This window comes from Daejeonella sp. AP26 (genome assembly GCF_056680515.1).
In genome coordinates, this window is sequence record NZ_CM155286.1 from 3,167,781 (window position 1) to 3,186,598 (window position 18,818).

Genomic DNA, 18,818 nt, shown 5'->3' on the forward strand with positions numbered 1-18,818 from the left:
TGTAAACGTTAGTAAACTGTATAACGATCTAAATTTCGACCTGTTCGGAATTCTTGTAAATCTTTTCAATTAGTACTTTGTTTTTATCGAGGATAAACTTACGCTTTAAACTTAGTTTAGGAGTCATTTCACCCCCTTCAATACTCCATTCAATCGGAAGTAGTTCAATTTTCTTAACTCGTTCCCACTTTCCGAAATCCTGGTTATAACGATCTACTTCCTCATAAATCTTTTTGATCACTTGCTTATTCCTAATTATTTCAGCATTAGAAGTATACGGAATATCCAATTTTACACACCAATCTTTTAAGGTTTGAAACGATGGGACTATGAGGGCCGATGGAAACCGTTCATTCTCACCCAGAACCATCACCTGCTCGATGAAGATTGATTCTTTGAACTTGTTTTCAAGTACTTGCGGTGCAACATACTTTCCTCCCGCGGTCTTGAAGATCTCTTTTTTACGATCAGTTATACGAAGATATTTTCCTTCAATCAGTTCGCCGATGTCTCCCGTATGAAAGAATCCCTCTTCGTCGATAACTTCTGCTGTAAGATCCGGTCGGTTATAATAACCTTTCATCACGTTTGGACCTTTGCACAAAATTTCGCCATCCGCGGCAATCTTGACCTGTACATCCTTAATTGCTTTACCTACGGTGCCAAACATGGTCTCACCCTTTTTCAGGCCATTTACCGTAATCACGGGCGAAGTTTCAGTAAGTCCATATCCTTCCAAAACAGGCATTTTAGCGGCCCAAAATACTCTTGCGAGCCTGGGCTGAAGAGCTGCACCACCAGATACCAGAGCGAGTATGTTTCCTCCGAGGGCTGCCCGCCACTTACTAAATATTAATTTATTGGCAATAGAGAGTTTGAGTTCATACAAAGGACCGTTTTTCCCTTCTAATTCGTATTTAAGGCCGAGATCTAATGCCCAGAAAAACAACTTACGTTTGAAGCCTGTCAATTCGGCTCCTTTGGCCACAATTCGGTCATAAACCTTTTCAAGCAGCCGGGGAACGGTGGTAAAACCGTGCGGCTTTACATCATTTATATCCGATACAATAGTTTCCATACTCTCAGCATAATACACCGATGCGCCTATGTAGAGATACATGTATACTACCATCCGCTCAAAAATATGCGACAGAGGCAGAAAGCTCAGCGCTTTTTCAAACCCATCGGGGTACATGACAGAAGAATTAAGAACGTTTGAAACGAGGTTATTGTGTGTGAGCATTACTCCCTTCGGAGTACCGGTGGTTCCCGAAGTATAAATAAGCGTTAGAATATCATCCGGTTTAACCTGATCCCGGAAGGTGTCCAGGTTTATTTGATTGTTTTCTTTGCCTAGTTCAATCACTTCCTGCCAGTTAGCGACGCCAACAACTTCCTGGATAGTATATATTTTCAGATTGCTTCCAATGCTTATTCTGGCTTTGTTCAGCTTTTCAAATAAAAGCTCATCTGATACAAAGGCAATTTTGATCTCCGCATCCTTCAAGATGTAACTAACATCATTTTCGGCAAGCGTCGGATACATTGGAACTTGGGTGGCCCCGGTTTGCATAATTCCGAAATCACAAAGGTTCCATTCAGGGCAATTGTTAGCCATGACCGCTACTTTTTCATCTTTTTTGATTCCGAGGGCAATTAAACCCCTGCTTAAATGATCGGATACCTCTAAAAATTCTTCAGTAGAATAACGCCGCCAAACACCCTTCTGCTTACCTGCAAATAAATCCTCTTTCTGGAAATTTTTATGGCAGTGGTCTAAAAGATCAAAAATGCGGGTTACTGACATAGTGAATATAAATTATTGGATAGCAAATTAATTAAAAATAAGGTGGCAGCCAAATCTGACATGTTTGACAAATGTCAGGCAAAAGCGCAGTTCGCGGTAACTGCTGATATACACTACGTTAACTCCCAATTCGGTAGCTAAACCGAATTTATAGCGCTGGTAATGCCTCTCTGGCACCGTTATTGAAAAACCGCTGAAAATTAAATTATGAAAAAAATACTTTTACTTTGTTTAACCGCAGGCATCATTTTGTTTGCTCAAACCGAATCTCAAGCTCAGCAAACTTATAAAAATGCGATAGGTGGCCGCCTTGGTACGGCTAATGGAATCACTTATAAAACTTTTATCTCTGGTGACAGGGCATTAGATTTTATTCTGAATTTCCGTTCAAACAACAATTATTCAACTTTTCGTTTCACTGGGTTGTATGAGATTCATAACAACATCAACAATGCTCCAGGTTTGAGATGGTACTATGGTCCGGGTGCGACTGTTGGCTCCAGAAAATTTAAATCAAATGACAATAGTGATTTATTAGTTAGTATTGACGGTGTTTTAGGTCTGGATTATAAATTTGATGGGGCGCCAATTAACCTCGCACTAGACTGGAAACCTGCAATTGAAGTTACTCCTAACACGGAATTTGACGCTGAAGGTTTCGGATTATCTATTCGGTTTACTTTCTAATATCAATCGTTTTAAAGCAGAAAAGGCTACTCAAAATCGGGTAGCCTTTTCTTTTTATAAAAGTCGATAATTTATTCAAGACCTAACCACTTGCTTCGAACCTTCAGTTGCATCGCAGTTGGATTCTCCATAGGGGTTATGATATATTTAACCATAGGATTCTTTAACAAGATAACCTCGATATTCTTAAGTATTCCATCCCGACTAACTAAAACAGTTATCTTATCACCTACTTTCTTTTGTGCTATTACCCTATCCACATCATTTATTCGAAAACCGTCAATTCCCAGTAACTCGTCGTTTACATTTAATCCGCCGACCCATGCAGCACTACTTCGGGAAACATTTGTTATCGTGACCTTACCATCATCACTAGAAGTTGTCACTCCTAAGAATGGTTCATTTTGACCATCGGCTGTATTTTCCAGGGATAAACCTGCGTAGCCTAAAAATTGCATATAGTCGATAGCTTTAGTACCATTTACGTAGTCCTTGTAAATATTGTCAAATGGCTTTCCGGCGATTTTTTCAGCCATAGCTTTAAATTCACCATCAGTATAGCCTCGATTGTCCTTCTTGTAAAAAGCATTGTACATCTCCTTCATAAGATTGTCCAGGCTCTTTTCTCCTTTGGTTGCATTAATAATTTCAAGGTCCATAACCAACGCAATAAGAGCACCCTTGTTATAATAAGAAATACCTGAATTTTTCGAATTCTCATTTGGACGATACTGTTTTATCCATGCATCAAAGCTGGCTTCAGCAACAGGCTGAACCCGATTTCCTGGTTGATTTTCAACGAGGTTTATTTCTTTAGCGACAACATCAAGATATCTCTCAGGACTGTGAAAGTTTGCCCTGCGAATAATTAGGTTATCATAATACGCTGTAAAACCTTCGGCAATCCACAAATCGCTAGTGTAGTTTTCAGAATCGTAATCGAATGGTCCCAATGCCACTGGACGAAGGCGCTTAACATTCCACACATGAAAGTATTCGTGGGCTACTAATGAGAGAAAATTTTTATAAGTGTTTTCATTGTTATAGCCAAACCTCGATGCACCTAGAACGGTCGAATTAAGATGCTCCAATCCCCCACCGCCTGAGCTATAGTTGTGTACAATAAATACATATCGTTTATTCGGATTTTCGCCGAAAACGCGAGTCGATTCTTCAACAACCTTAGCCATGTCTCTTTTGAGACGCTCCTTATCGTAATTACCTCCGCCGACCATAGCTACTTCATGCTTTACCCCCGAAGCTGTAAATTCAAAGACATCCTGTGTTCCTATTTCTATAGGTGAATCGTACAAAATATCAAAGTTAGGAGCATAAAAAGTATTCGCTTTACCATTAAGGCTTTTTAAACCTGTGGAAATTTTATTCCATCCTTTAATAGGATTAATTGTAATCGTAGAAGGTTGATTAATATCTCCTTTGGGATACATAAAGATGCCGGTAGTTGATAAAAAAGCATGAGATGCGTCCACAAAACTAGTTCGTACTGATACTTCGAAAGCATAAACCCGATAGTTAACTTTAAACCTGTCGGCTTTACCAGTGTTGATTTGCCAGGTATTTTTATTTACTTTTTTAACAGGCAGGCTGGCTCCACTAGTACCCGTTGCTTTTAGATCCTCAACATTTTTTGCGAATTCTCTTATCAGATATGAACCGGGTGCCCAAACCGGCATTTTTACTTCAACCTGCTCCTTTTTATTTCCGGACATTTCCATCTCAATATCTACATAATGAGCTTGTGGTTCCGTAAAGGAAACTTTAAAAGCAATTTTACTCTGAGCGCTTACCAAAGTGTTGGTTGTTGACATAATAACAGCTAAGATTAAAAATTTTAATGCGTATTTCATGCGTATCTTTTTTAACAAAAGTAATTTTTAAAAATTCTCCCCAAAATCAGTGTGTGTTTAAGGGTGTAAAATAGTTGCTACACACAACTGTTTTATATTTAACTAAATTAGATTTACACTGCAAAGTTATGACTAAGCAATTAGCCCTCTCAGTAGAAATAAATGTGGAGGTTCTTTAATGAAAGAGGTTCCAAAACTGATAGTTGTTACAATGATAATCTAGATCAACGAGGTAGGATGAAATTAATTTATGTGTATAAGTTGTACATGACTTTCATACCGAATTATCTAACATGTAGGGGTCCATTCACGCAAAACGAATTGAAAAAGACTGGCGGAGTATTAGCAAAGCTTACTTTAGCAGACTAAATCGCCGTTGCTAATGAATGCGATAAGTTAGTTGGTATCAAACATCGCGGGCCATACAGAACAAGTTAAGCAGTAGAAGGTAATTCCGGAATTATAATAAAGTTTAAGAAACAGTAGACCAAGCGAAATGAAAACCAAACACATTTTTTTTATCACCTTAGCCGTATTACTAACATCATTGGTTATTTATCGCCTCACACAAAGCAGTGGTAGTAAGGCGGCAGGTGGTCCTGGTGCAGGTGGCCCTGGTAAGGGTGGCCCTGTGCCTCCTACAAATGTGGAAGGTATCGTGGTCAGAACAGAAAATTTCAACAATGCCTTGGCTGTTTCCGGATCAATTGAAGCAAACGAACAGGTGCAGATTCGGAGTGAAGTTTCCGGCCTTGTTACAGGTATTTATTTTAAGGAAGGGGCTAACGTTAGCAAAGGTCAATTGTTATTAAAAATAAATGATCAGGAATTACAGGCTCAACTCTCCCAGGCTTTAACCAAACAAAAACTAGCAGCTGAAACTGAATACAGAGCAGGAGAATTGCTTAAAAAAGAAGCCATTAGTAAGGAAGAGTATGATGTGGCACTTGCTGATCTGCGCTCGTTGCAATCTCAAACACAGCTAAACAGGGCACAATTAGCAAAAACACAGATCAGGGCACCTTTTAGTGGTAAGATCGGATTGCGGGCAGTCTCTTCAGGAGAATATTTGACTCCAAGTACAACCGTTGCAAACCTGGTTAGCATAAATCCTGTTAAGATTACATTCTCTGTCCCCGAAAAATACTCCGGTCAGATTAAGCTAAATACTCAAATAAATTTCACAGTTGCCGGATCAGAAAAAAAATACACCGCTAAGGTTTATGCCATTGAACCAAGTATTGACATGACAACCCGGACCCTCCAGCTCAAAGCAACAGCGGATAATTCTTCAGGTGAATTACTCCCGGGATCTTTTGCTAAAATCGACTTGCCCTTATCTAGCTTAAACAATGCAATTCTTATTCCGACAGAAGCTATTATTCCGGTATTAAAAGGTAAAAAGGTTTTTGTAAGCGCCAAGGGAAAGGCAAAGGAAGTAATGGTAGAAACAGGCACGCGTACTGAGAAATCCGTACTGATCACGTCGGGCTTAAACGTTGGCGATACAGTACTAACAACCGGCATGATGGCATTGAAGCCTGAAGTTCCTGTTAAAGTCAAAATTGTAAACAATTAAGTCGCCTAATACCTAAGGCATTAAAAATATTGTTATGAGTATTTCAACCATCAGTATAAAGAGGCCGGTTCTGGCCATCGTAATGAACCTTGTACTGGTTTTATTCGGGGTCATTGGATTCAAATTTCTAGGTGTCAGAGAATATCCTTCCATCGATCCGGCGATAGTGTCGGTTCGCACATCCTATCCGGGTGCCAATTCCGATATTATTGAATCTCAAATTACCGAACCGCTTGAAAAGGTAATCAATAGTATTGATGGCATAAAAAACATTTCTTCATCCAGTAATCAAGGTTCAAGTTCAATTACCGTAGAATTCAACCTGGATAAAAACCTTGAAGAAGCCGCAAATGATGTACGGGATAAAGTTTCGCAAGCCGTACGTCAACTTCCTAAGGATATTGATGGCTTACCGGTTGTATCAAAAGCAGATGCTAATTCCGAGTCAATCATATCTATGACCGTTCAAAGCAATAAAAGAAACCAGCTTGAACTGAGTGATTATGCAGAAAATGTTCTTTCACAAAGATTACAAACGATTCCCGGGGTAAGTGGGGTTCAAATTTGGGGACAAAAGCGTTATGCCATGCGGATCTGGATCGATCCCGGAAAATTAGCTTCCTATAAGCTTACTGCTCTTGATGTGAAGAGCGCACTTGACCGGGAGAATGTTGAGCTGCCTTCCGGAAAGATATCAGGAGATGCAACTGAGCTTTCTATAAAAACTATCGGAAATTTATCTAGCGAGGAGGAGTTTAACAACTTAATTATCAAAAGTGACGGCGATAACATTATCCGTTTACGGGATGTTGGAAACGCAGTGCTGGGACCTGAAAACGAAGAAACGATGCTAAGAGAGTCGGGAACGCCGATGATCGGAATGGCTATTGTTCCGCAGCCAGGTGCTAACTATCTTGACATTTCCAAAGAATTCTATAAACGGTATGAGCAGTTGAAAACTGAATTACCCAAAGACTTTAAGCTGGATATTGCACTTGACAACACGATTTTTATAAAACGTTCGGTAACTGAGGTCGCCGAAACTATTCTCATTTCCTTAACGCTTGTTATTTTAATTATTTACTTGTTTTTCCGGGACTGGAGTATTGCATTCAGACCCCTGATAGATATACCGGTTTCCCTTATCTCCACTTTCTTTATAATGTACCTGTTCGGGTTCTCAATAAATGTACTTACTCTGCTGGCAATTGTTCTGGCTACTGGTCTGGTGGTTGATGATGGAATCGTAGTAACTGAGAATATTTTCAAGAAACTGGAAGAAGGATACAGCCCTATTCAAGCGGCCATCAAAGGGGCGAATGAGATTTTCATGGCGGTAATCTCTATTTCTATCACTTTGGCGGCTGTATTTCTGCCATTGATATTTTTAGAGGGCTTTGTGGGACGACTCTTCCGAGAATTCGGTGTGGTAATAGGCGCCGCAGTGCTCATCTCAGCGTTTGTTTCCCTAACACTGACCCCAATGCTGAACGCTTATCTGATGAAAGCCAATCAGAAGAAAACTAAGTTTTATAATCTGACAGAACCGTACTTTGAAAAGATGACATCTGGCTATGCTGAATCTCTAAGTGACTTTCTTAAAAAACGTTGGCTGGCGTTTCCTATTCTGGGCATCTGTATTGCTCTTATTACCATATTTTGGGTAACCCTTCAAAAAGAGACTGCTCCTTATGATGATCGTGGTTCTGTGAACATTAACGTAACCGCGCCTGAAGGTGCTTCATATGAATATACAGATCGGTTTATCCTGAAACTTACCGAGATGGTCGAAGATTCGATTCCCGAGAAGTTAACTAGTCTTACCGTTACTTCACCAGGATTCAGCGGATCAGGAGCTGCTAATACGGGTTTCATGCGAATCCGCCTGACAGATCCGGGCGACCGGGAGATGTCGCAGGCTGACATAGCTGCAAAATTAACCGGAATCACCAAAGGGTATTCGGAAGCTAAAACCTTCGTAGTACAGCAACCTACAATTTCAGTTAACCGCCGGGGAGGATTACCTATATCATATATCATTCAAGCTCCCAATTTTGAAAAGTTACGCGAAAAACTGCCAGTCTTTATGGAAACCATCGGGCAGGATCCTACGTTCTCGGTGACTGATGTGAACCTGAAGTTCAATAAGCCGGAGATAAACGTTTCCATCGATCGTGAGAAGGCTAAAAATCTGGGTGTGTCAGTTCTGGACGTTGCACAAACTCTGCAGTTTGCACTAAGCGGACAGCGTTTTGCGTATTTCAATATGAATGGCAAACAATACCAGGTAATTGGCCAGTATGACCGCAATGATCGAAATGATCCATTAGATCTTACCTCTATTTTTGTGCGTAATTCTGCGGGGGAACTTATTCAATTAGACAATCTGGTGAAGGTCGAAGAAACCAGCACCCCGCCGCAACTTTATCATAACAACCGTTTTATGTCAGCCACCGTATCCGCCGGGCTTGCACCGGGTAAAAGTATTGGCGACGGTATAGAGGCTATGGATAATGCCGCTGCTAAAGTCTTAGATGACAGTTTTTCGACCGATCTTAGCGGCGAATCCAGGGATTTTAAGGAAAGTTCCTCAAATACTCTGTTTGCTTTTGGACTAGCACTACTTCTTGTTTACCTGATTCTAGCCGCTCAATTCGAAAGTTTTATCGATCCATTTATCATCATTTTGACTGTTCCTATGGCAGTGGCCGGGGCATTCTTGTCTCTATGGCTTTTTGGCCAGACCTGGAATATTTTTAGTCAGATAGGGACGATAATGCTCATCGGACTGGTCACGAAGAATGGAATACTAATTGTGGAATTCGCAAACCAACTGAAAGAACAAGGTAAGTCTGTTCAGGAAGCCATCCGGCAAGCCTCAGTAGCGCGTTTGCGTCCAATTTTAATGACGAGCCTTGCTATTGCTCTTGGAGCTTTACCTATAGCTATGGCATTCGGGGCGGCCGCAAAAAGCCGGATGAGTATGGGTATTGTGATTATAGGGGGAACTTTGTTTTCATTAATATTAACGCTGTTCGTAATCCCTGCAATCTATTCATTATGGTCACGTGCACACAAGCATCAACCCGAGTTTGAAGAGAAAGAACCTCAAAAGAGCCCTATCGCTGAGTTAGTTTAATTCAACGATTGTAATCATTAATCATTAGAAACCGGGCCTTACCCGTCCTACCTTGTTGAAAAACGAATGAAATTTAAACTGCTCAATCTAACACTCACAGCCGCTTACTTGATATTTACAGCCGATGCTATTGCACAAGAAAGGCTGAGCCTTGAAGAAGCAGTGCAAATAGCACTTGAAAACAATTACGATATAAAGTTATCAAACAACAGTGTCGAGATATCAAAAACTGATATTAGTCGAGGTATCTCTGCTATGTACCCCGTGGTAACCGGAAATTTTAGTACTAATAATACAGTATCCAATACCAAGCAGACCTTATCCAGCGGTCAGGTTCAGGAACGTGATGGGGCTAAGAATTCTAATACCTCATACGGACCAGTATTGAACTGGAGGGTATTTGATGGATTTGAGATGTTCGCCCGTTATGATCAGTTAAAGGAATTTCATAAGCTTGAACAGTCAAACCTCAAATTAACGGTACAAAATACCGTTGCCCAAGTTGTTACCAGTTATTACGATCTGGTACAGCAACGCCAACAACTGCAAGCTTTGCGTACGGCACTCGACATTTCGCGTATTCGCTTAAAAAACTCTCAAAGCCGATATCAGATCGGAAAGGCAGCCAAACTTGAGGTATTGGCAGCTACCGTTGACCTTAATACTGACACCACTAATTTACTGCGACAGGCTGACATCTTTCGTAATACAAAAATTTCGCTTAATGAACTCCTTGCCCGTGAACTCAGTACAGATTTTACCGTAGCCGACACGATCATTATTGAGAGAGATTTGAGCCTTGGACAGATTCAGGAAGCTGCCACCAATGACAACCCGGAACTTCAAGGCGCGCAGATTAGCCAGCGAATTGCTGAATTGAATCTCAGGCAGGTTAGGGCCAACCGTTACCCAGATATAAATTTAACATCCGGCTATAACTTCAACCGTTCAACGTCAGAACTGGGCTTTGCTCAACAATCGCAGGGCCGTGGTCTGAACTACGGTTTAACCGCATCCATTAACATCTTTAGCGGGTTCTTGCAGAAGAAAAATGAAAGAATCGCGGATTTACAAATTGATAATTCAAAACTCACGTATCAAAAATTAATTCAAAACATAAACGCACAGATAGCTACGCTCTATCAAAACTATCAAACTAATATCGAGCTGGTCAAATTGGAGCAACAAAACCTAAGTGTAGCACAACAAAACTTAGATATCACCCTTGAAAAATTCAGGCTGGGTAGTGTGGCGCCATTAGAGTTTAGGGAAGCACAGCGAAACTATATAGATGCGAATGCCAGGTTTACTAATGCACAGTTTCAGGCGAAGCTGGCAGAGATTAATCTACAGCAGATAGCAGGCTCGCTTTCTTTGAAATAGACTTTCACTTGAAAAATCTAACTATCAAGCAATTACGCCCGTAAGTTGATAATTTTCGAAAATAAATTATATTTTCACTTAAATAATTTAGAACTATTAAATGAATACTACGTACAACTAGATAACGATCAAACTTTAAAATCACTGTGAATTCGCAAATGGAAGTATATAAGCATAAATCAGCTCTACTAATTGACGACAGTTACATCGATAATCTGATCAATCAAAAGATTTTACAGAGCGACAACTATGCTGAGACCATTAAAGTGATTGACTATCCGAAGATTGCAATTCAGTTTGTGAGGGAAAGCTTGATCACAGGTAAGAGCATTCCAGACGTTATATTTCTGGATCTTCGTATGCCAGAGATGAACGGATTCGAATTTTTAAAAGCCTTAGAAGCGATTCCTGAACTTAAACCAGATCAAATCAAAATATATATTTTATCTTCATCGCTTGATCCGAGTGATCTTAGGAAGATAAAGGCAAACAAGCTTGTAGCGAGATTCATAGGGAAGCCTCTTACGCGCCAGGTTTTATGCGATATATGATATTAAATGTTTTTAGTTGTTGATAGTGGTTCTACCAAAGCAGACTGGATTTTAACCAGCCGTACCCAGGGTTTTTTACTTGAATTTCGAACCAGTGGAATAAATCCCTTTTTTCTTTCTGAAAAAGGGATAATAAAGATCCTTCAAAATGCTTCTGAGATACAGCCTCATTTAAAAGATGTATCAGAAATCTACTTTTTTGGTGCAGGCTGTTCCAGCCCTGATCGCAGAGAAGTGGTATCAAATGCTTTATCCCAGATATTCAAAAATGCGTTTGTTAACGTTGAGGATGACCTGGCTGCAGCCGTTTATGCCACATGTGGAAAGAAGGAAGGTCTTAGCTGTATTTTAGGGACTGGTTCAAACATCACTTATTTTGATGGAGAAAAGATCACACCTGGCAATCATGGATTGGGCTATATCCTTGGCGATGAAGGCTCGGGAACATATTTCGGCAAAAAACTGATCACTTCCTATCTTTACGAGACTCTGCCTCCTCATCTTCATAAAGCCTTCAAGGGGCAGTATAATTTAGATAAAGCCACCGTAATAAAGCAGGTGTATGAGAATCCTGCACCTAACTTTTACCTGGCATCCTTTTGTAAATTCCTAAGCGAACACAAATCTGATCCTTTCATAGTCGATCTGCTAAAAGCCGGCTTTAGAGAATTTATTCAGACTAATATACAGTCCTACTCACAATATAAGCAGCTAACCTGCCATTTCATCGGTTCTATTGCGTTTCACTTTCAAGATGCATTGGTTTCCGTATGTATGGAATACGATATTAAGACCGGTAAAATACTCAAGCATCCGATAGAAGAACTTAACGAATTCATCCTCGAAAGGGAAATGACCAACGTTGTAAGTGCGAAAAAAGAATAAATTGTTAAGCACTTAATATTTTATAAACGAGGTTTCACCTAAAGACTTCCCGTTTGCTCCGGAATGAAATTTAGCCACATACACACCCGGCTCAAGCCAGGAAACATTAAAGGTGACTTCCTCACCTCGCGGGAAATGTAAGAGCTGCCTTTTCGCTCCCTTCATATCAAAAACTACTACCCTTAAGCTGGTTTCAGGAAGTGATTTCGTGTTAACAAATATTTGAGCACGTGCCGGATTAGGGTAAATGCTTACCGTATTATTCCCTTCGGTAAGTGGCACGTCAACTTCCTTTACTTCCTGTTTAAAAATAAGCGAAAATCTCCTGTCTCCAAAGGTTTTGGGATCGCTCTTATCAATGGTGAAGCAATAGGATAAATTCTTTTCGACCTTCGTCAATTGATCCGGATGCAATGAATCTTTTAGGAATATAATGGTCGATGATTGGGGTATATCCGTAAAATTAAGGCTGCAGGATCCGCTGTTGGTAGCATTGATAGATAGTTTTATCGTTTGTACTTCATCCAGTTGAGGCATAAAATTTATCGCCAGCTTCTTTTCATTGGATGAAACACTCGCTAAATTCACTGTACTTCCTCCAAAATATATAGCATCATTGTAGTCGGCGTCAGCAATCTCCTGCGGTCTAAATACTATGGTAGTCTCATCTTTATCATTCTCATCAGCAAGATTTAATCTTAGTACTTTAGCGTTTGACTTAACTACATCTGATATTTCTGGTGTGATGTTTTCACTTAAGATCAAATTATGCGAGGGATGAGCAAGCAACCGAGCAGGATATGAAGACGTTTTGCAGTCCTCCTTAAACGACACAGTACTTCCATCCACAGAAGTTCTCACATAGAAGCCCTGTCCCGTTTGAATATAAGGCGATCCTCCGTTATTGGAGATACCGTTCAGATAGGTGGCTGTTCCCCCGCCTGGCTTGAGAGTGATCACTTCATCATTAACGCCGGCGCTTCGGATTACTTTAGTCCAGTCAATGGCGGACGGGTAAGGATTACCGATGAGATTGTATCCGTTAAAATCACTGTTGGGATAATGGTTGTTGTATAGGGTAATTGCTGGTATATCAAATTTATTGATAATACCCGTGTATACAACCGTAACAGGTTCAGGAGGTGAATAAGGAGCATTGAGTTTAGAAGCATTCAATATATAACTCCCCCTTTGCATTCCTCTGAAAAAGGCTAATAAGCCTTCTCCCGCCGAGAAGTTCTGAGTTATATCTGTTACCGGTGAAAATAGAGAGCTTCCGGGAATAGCATGTGGATTATACCTGGTTAAAGTTTCGGCGTTAGGTTGTGCATTACCGCCCTGATTAAATCCTTTAACAGCTCCACCCGGGCCTGTCACAATAATATAATCTTTTAGCTGCTCCAGTGATTTCTTCTTGCCCGCTAAAATTTGGTCATCATTGAGTGGGGAGGAAATAGACCGATACCCCCTGTATTTCATACTTTCATTATCACCAGAAATATAAACCTGCACATTAACATCGCCTTTCACATCAGTATTGTTGAGCAACGACGAAATACCGGCAGCTTCATCCAATGAAGACAACAACGTTAGATTTCCGTCTGACACTAAAATTGATGAATTGCCAGTCAGACTAACTTGCCCAAATACATTCAATTTGTTAGCGAGAGTAATTACAGCATTACGGCTTTGAATATACGACTTCAGCGAATTCCCGAAAGGTGTCAATTGATCAAAAATTAATGAATAGCCGGTCAAGCTCGTTCCAGCTATCTTCAAGCTGGAATGCTTCGATCCGCTCAGACAAGCACTGCCAATAAAGCCAGGTATCACATTCAATATCAGCGTACCCGTTCCTAACAAAAAGACGTTGTTGTTAGATATATTCAGACTCCCAGAAACAATTAGATCTCCGGCTTCTAATCCTACTTTACCGGCCACTTTATCTACAATCAAGTTATTGAGCGTATGGTTGAATACCGAAGATTGATCAAAATTCAATTTGACCGATGTTGTATCCTTTCCCCGGATGGAAATGCTTGAATTGCCCGATCCAATAAACTTACCATTCCCGGAAAATTTACCGGCCGTGGGAGTTGCTCCATTCACACCCAAAGTAAGCGTTTGCGGAGGAAGGGTTAAGAGACTTGAATTATTCAGTTGCAGATTTTCCCTAATCACAAAGCCATTAGACAAACTTACTCCCGCAGGCCTGTTAATTATAAGCTCTTTGAACGAAGTACCACTACGAATTCTTAATGGAACAATCGCAGCTGCCTCCATATTATCAATAATCAGGGAACTGGTAGTAGATCCGGAGATAAACCCCGCACCTGTGACGTTTCCGTTTATAGTCAGGGTATTGTTGGACGTGACCACCAATCGATCAGAAGGTTTGACTAATATAATATCACCCAACAGTTTGATCATATTAGATGAGGTAGAAGGCGAAAATTCAACGGGCCGCTCAACAATATCAATTATCTTGTCAATTATAATGTGGCCGTAGTAAAAGTCAGGATAACTGGAAATCATTGTATTTAATATGCCTTTAATATTAAGTGTAACGTCCACATATCGGTTGACCTTATTAAAGCTGCTGCCGGGATAGGCAGTCAGGCTACCATTGAGAGTTAAGTTCAGTCCGTTGGTCGGCTCAAGGGAATAACTTTGAACGTTGATGTTAGAAAGATTCCAATATCCAGCGCCGGACCATAGACTATTTCCATGCAAAAAGATATCAGCCTGGTAAGTGGATGACTGCCAAAGATTAATTATTCCATTATTTGTGAGATTACCTTTTATTCGAAGCTTAACGTCATTGACGCCAACCACTAAAGAGCCTCCCTGCTCAATCGTGACGTTACCGAAAGCCTGGGTTGCAAGAAGCGAGGTATTAACACTGACAGTAGTCCCTGACGAGATAATGATGTCATCACCGGCATTAGGCACAGCTCCTCCCCATACACCAACATTGCTCCAATTACCGCTTGCCTGGCTAATCTTAATTGCTGCCAGCAGTTGTTGATTTAGAGAAGTAGTTAGAAGTAGAAAAGTAGTTAGAAGATTTAGAAAAGACTGAAAATTCATTTACCGTTGTTTGATAGACGGTGATGTATGAATGCTTACCTAAATATATACAATTTTAATATTGAAACAAAATATCTTATAACGATATGTAGTAATTCAAATAACGGGGATGAGATGAATCAAAATTGAAGTTGTCTCTGACGATTAAGTGTATAGAGTCCAAAGGATAGTGCTACACCAACTAGAAGTAAAAGACCGCTATCTAAAGGGACGGGATCATCGACATCCCAACATGTAACTCCATCCGCTTGGCACCCTCCGGGACACTTAAAAGGATCACTACATGGTATAGGTTGCGAATTAGCCCCGAATGAGATCATCAGTGCTACAATGAACACTATTAAAAAACGAAAATTGATAAGCGTATTTCTTTTCTCATTCATTTTGATATAGTTACGCAATTAGACTACTAAAACTGTTTTTCAAATATACAATTAACTAAAATGCTTTGTATCTGGCTGACGATTTTAATGCCATCTGATACCTTGCCTTGTTGCCTCTTAAGTCAGTAGATTCCAGAAGTTAAATCGCATTATCCAATGAATTTATGTGGTGGATTTGTTATCCCTAAGATCAATGATCCAGTTAAATATTAATATTCTCCGAGCCAGCTATAGAATCATTTATACCCGTTTTGAAGTTGATCGGGACATTTTAAGAACGTAAGTCCCAAAGTCGAAAACTATGCGACGCTAGACTGCTATAGCCCTACTATAAATTTAGAATGTGCTATCACTTTACTGGTTCCTTTTTCCTTTAGTTCTAGAAAATAAACTCCTTGTGCTAGACGGCTAACGTCGAACTTAATTATCTGATCTGAAGGGAAAGAAGAACTTTTGATTTTGTTTCCTTGAATACTATAAATTGCAGCGTCAATTTCAGGCTGGACGTTTCCAGAATATTGAACCTGGATTACCTCAGCTGACGGGTTGGGATATATTGTAATATTCATCATAGCTTCAAAAGCATTACCAGATAGGTCGATCATTTGCGGGTCAGTGATGGTGATGCTTCCATTTGTATTAAACTGCTTAAGCCGGTAATACCTTACAGTCGTAATCGGTGCTTTATCGACAAATGAAAATTTAATATCGTTCTGAATCCCTGCGTTCTCTACAAGCCCGATATTGCGGAACAGGATATTGTCATTAGAAACCTCTACCTCAAAGTACTTAACTTTTGTTGCGACAACTGTTTTCCATTTCAATTCAACGTTTGACTTAACTTCCTGCGCCGTAAAAACCGGCGCTGCAACCAACTCTGGCTTGAAGATCACTGTAAAACGGTTAGTGCCGTATGAGGCCGGATTTGCCCGATCAATAGAAAATTCGTACACCGATTGCTGTTTCAGATCAATTAATTTTCCTGGTGATAATACGTCCTTCAGGAAGATTTGGTAATCTTCACCAGCGCTCAGATCTGTGAAGCTTAACTTTGCAGCACCGCTCGTATTGGCGTTAACGTACAGCTTCAACTCCTGAATATCTTTGACATCCGGCATCGCATTGATGGAAGTGACCTGACCGTCACTGCTCAAACTACCAATCAGAACAGAATTTCCAGCAAAATATATTGCATCACTATCATCAAATTTTGAGCTTAATCCATCCTTAAATAAAATCAAAGTTTCGTCTTTTAAATCATTCTGCTGAATATTGATCCTTAAAAATTTATTCTTTTGAATGATGTCCTTCACTTTGCCATCATTCAGATTCGTGGCAAGCAATGTGATCGATGGAATTGTCAATAACCTTGGTGCGGCTTGCGATACGGTTTTATGGCTTTCCTTGAAAGTGAGCACGCCGGAATTTAGCGATTTTACATAGAATCCTTGCCCAGGCTGGATATATTGCGAAGCCATTGTTTCACCTGCATTAACGGCTGTTGGAACGTTGGAAATTACTTTCCTTGTGACAAAACCACCGCCTGCTTTATTTATTCGGATTTCATTGACTTCTAACAACCCTTGGTTCTCTGTCCATACGGCATCCCAATTTATGGCTGCAGGGTAAGGATTTCCTATGGCGTTTATACCATTGTTATTATCACCAGTGATTTTGCTATTCACCACGCTCGTTTGAATGTCTCCCTGGTTAATTGTGCCCTTATAATTAGCAGTTACATCTTCAGGAAATCCATAAGGGGTATTCACCTTATTTGCCGTGGCATTGACACGACTTCCACGAAAAAATACAAATGTTGTTTTACCTGCTTCAGCTTTCGTTTTAATTGTCGAAACGGGAATAAATGAAGCAATAGGCGATGCCGGCTCAGAGTAAGTGGTTAAGGTAACGGCATAGGGTTGCGCCCATCCTCCAAGATCAAAACCTTCAGCTGTACCAACGAATGGAGTTTTAGGCCCCGTTATAACGATCTTCTCCTTCAATTGCTGATATAATGTTTTGGAATAATCGTCCTTTACCGGAAAGGAGATCATCCGATTCCCTCTATTGGTCAGGCTGGAAGGACTTCCAGAAAGGAAGCTTTGTACATTAACATTACCGCTTACCTTAGCAATAATTGTATTAATTACGCCAATTTGGCCATAGCTTCCGGCTTTCGATTCCAGTGTTAAATTGTCATCGGCAATCAATTCTCCTTGAAGGACATTAACCAGATTGGTTATTAATATAGGATGAGAAACCTTGACTGTTGAAGCTAGGCCTGTTTTATCAATGGTCAATATTCCATTTAAAATGGCCGGTAAACCGTCGCCGGTAAGCTGATCGCTGGCACCTCTGTAGGTGTAATTGGCATTTGATGAGTAAGTCTTTAAACCTTGAACTTGAATAGACCCAAGTGTGGTCAAAGAAGAGATTCCCTTAGAATTTGATGTTATTAACGTAGCATTCGGAGCCAATGTGAAGGGACCTGGTCCAACTATCGCGTGCTCCTTACATTCCAAAGAACCATAGACTATTAGGTTAGACGCAGGCGATGGAGTTGAAAGAAAGATATTATGGTCTGGTAAAATCTCAATCCGCCGTGCAGACGCAGTAGGAATTTTCGTAGCGGTGATCCAGCCACTGCTACCATCCCTGGAAGTCTGCCAATTGTTTTCAATTGACCAGTTACCGGACGTTTTTGAACGATAAAAATCATTAGAAAGTACGGCTACATTAATGGCAGGAGGATTACCTTCAATTGAGCCTGTCCCGATAACCTTCCCCCCTAAATTTATCGCTCCCATGTTATCTACACTGCGTCGTTTGATATTACCCTGGCCGCTAGCATTAAAGTCAAGATTCCCCGAGACGTTTACTGTTCCGCTGCCAATTTCTAAATTTGCATATCCTGGCGAAGCATAAAAAGTTATACTAGAGCCAACATTTAGGGTACCGTCCCCAACATTAAATATTGTTGGATTAGAATCAACATTATTTCCGTAGATTTCAACTGGGCCCATCACGTTTAAGAATATTCCTGGATTAATCAAAAGGTCAGTATTATCTTTATTCGACTCTCCCACCATTAGCGTGCTGCAAATCGCGTTAATGTCAACGGTAACACTGTGCTCAGATTTAATCCAAACGATATCAGATGATGTAGGTATTTGTTGAGGACTCCAGGTTGTTAATGCACTCCAATTTCCGTCTTTGGCTGAAACAATAGTAATAGCTTGTGATTTAAATGCCAAAAACAACAACAGAAATGAAAAGCAGATTTTTATAAACGTAAAGATTCTCATAGGCAAAATGCAGTCGTTACAATTGAACAACTATTACGCCATCTAAATAAAAAAGTTCGTTTTAATTAAAACAATATCAATGCTACGATTGTGCGCTGCTCAAATAAGCAAATACACACTCCTTTCAGTTAGTTAAGTTGG

General features: G+C 40.2%; 10 protein-coding genes. 6 read left to right on the top strand and 4 right to left on the bottom strand.

The window, feature by feature from the left end; translation table 11 throughout:
- Window positions 1–28: 28 nt before the first annotated feature.
- Window positions 29–1,807, bottom strand: a complete 1,779-nt coding sequence (locus AC1MCB_RS13600) for an AMP-dependent synthetase/ligase (RefSeq protein ID WP_479965253.1) — start codon at window positions 1,805–1,807, stop codon at window positions 29–31.
- Window positions 1,808–2,014: 207 nt separating this feature from the next.
- On the opposite strand from AC1MCB_RS13600, the gene AC1MCB_RS13605 reads away from it, so the two are divergent.
- Window positions 2,015–2,494: a hypothetical protein gene (locus AC1MCB_RS13605; protein ID WP_479965254.1), complete on the top strand. Its 480-nt coding sequence runs from the start codon at window positions 2,015–2,017 to the stop codon at window positions 2,492–2,494.
- Between the two features lie 71 nt (window positions 2,495–2,565).
- Here the strand turns inward: AC1MCB_RS13605 and AC1MCB_RS13610 are convergent, their stop codons facing one another.
- On the bottom strand, window positions 2,566–4,362 hold the full coding sequence (locus AC1MCB_RS13610; protein ID WP_479965255.1) for a M61 family metallopeptidase: 1,797 nt from the start codon (window positions 4,360–4,362) through the stop codon (window positions 2,566–2,568).
- 496 nt (window positions 4,363–4,858) lie between these two features.
- Between AC1MCB_RS13610 and AC1MCB_RS13615 the strand changes: the two genes are divergently transcribed.
- The 5 genes from AC1MCB_RS13615 to AC1MCB_RS13635 all read left to right on the top strand — a co-directional run bounded on the left by AC1MCB_RS13615 (window position 4,859) and on the right by AC1MCB_RS13635 (window position 11,899).
- The gene (locus AC1MCB_RS13615) at window positions 4,859–5,941 is read left to right on the top strand and encodes an efflux RND transporter periplasmic adaptor subunit (protein ID WP_479965256.1); all 1,083 of its coding nucleotides are present in this window, start codon (window positions 4,859–4,861) and stop codon (window positions 5,939–5,941) included.
- A gap of 34 nt (window positions 5,942–5,975) precedes the next feature.
- A complete protein-coding gene (locus AC1MCB_RS13620) occupies window positions 5,976–9,080 on the top strand; it encodes an efflux RND transporter permease subunit (RefSeq protein ID WP_479965257.1) in 3,105 nt (1,034 codons plus the stop codon).
- Between the two features lie 66 nt (window positions 9,081–9,146).
- Window positions 9,147–10,463, top strand: a complete 1,317-nt coding sequence (locus AC1MCB_RS13625; RefSeq protein WP_479965258.1) for a TolC family protein — start codon at window positions 9,147–9,149, stop codon at window positions 10,461–10,463.
- Between the two features lie 158 nt (window positions 10,464–10,621).
- Window positions 10,622–11,014, top strand: coding sequence for a response regulator (locus AC1MCB_RS13630; RefSeq protein ID WP_479965259.1), 393 nt, complete (start codon window positions 10,622–10,624; stop codon window positions 11,012–11,014).
- 6 nt (window positions 11,015–11,020) lie between these two features.
- Window positions 11,021–11,899, top strand: coding sequence for an N-acetylglucosamine kinase (locus AC1MCB_RS13635; protein ID WP_479965260.1), 879 nt, complete (start codon window positions 11,021–11,023; stop codon window positions 11,897–11,899).
- 12 nt (window positions 11,900–11,911) lie between these two features.
- On the opposite strand, the gene AC1MCB_RS13640 is transcribed toward AC1MCB_RS13635, so the two are convergent.
- Together AC1MCB_RS13640 and AC1MCB_RS13645 are read right to left on the bottom strand one after the other, a co-directional pair.
- Window positions 11,912–14,989: a T9SS type A sorting domain-containing protein gene (locus AC1MCB_RS13640; RefSeq protein WP_479965261.1), complete on the bottom strand. Its 3,078-nt coding sequence runs from the start codon at window positions 14,987–14,989 to the stop codon at window positions 11,912–11,914.
- A gap of 700 nt (window positions 14,990–15,689) precedes the next feature.
- Window positions 15,690–18,677, bottom strand: a complete 2,988-nt coding sequence (locus AC1MCB_RS13645; RefSeq protein WP_479965262.1) for a T9SS type A sorting domain-containing protein — start codon at window positions 18,675–18,677, stop codon at window positions 15,690–15,692.
- Window positions 18,678–18,818 lie beyond the last annotated feature (141 nt).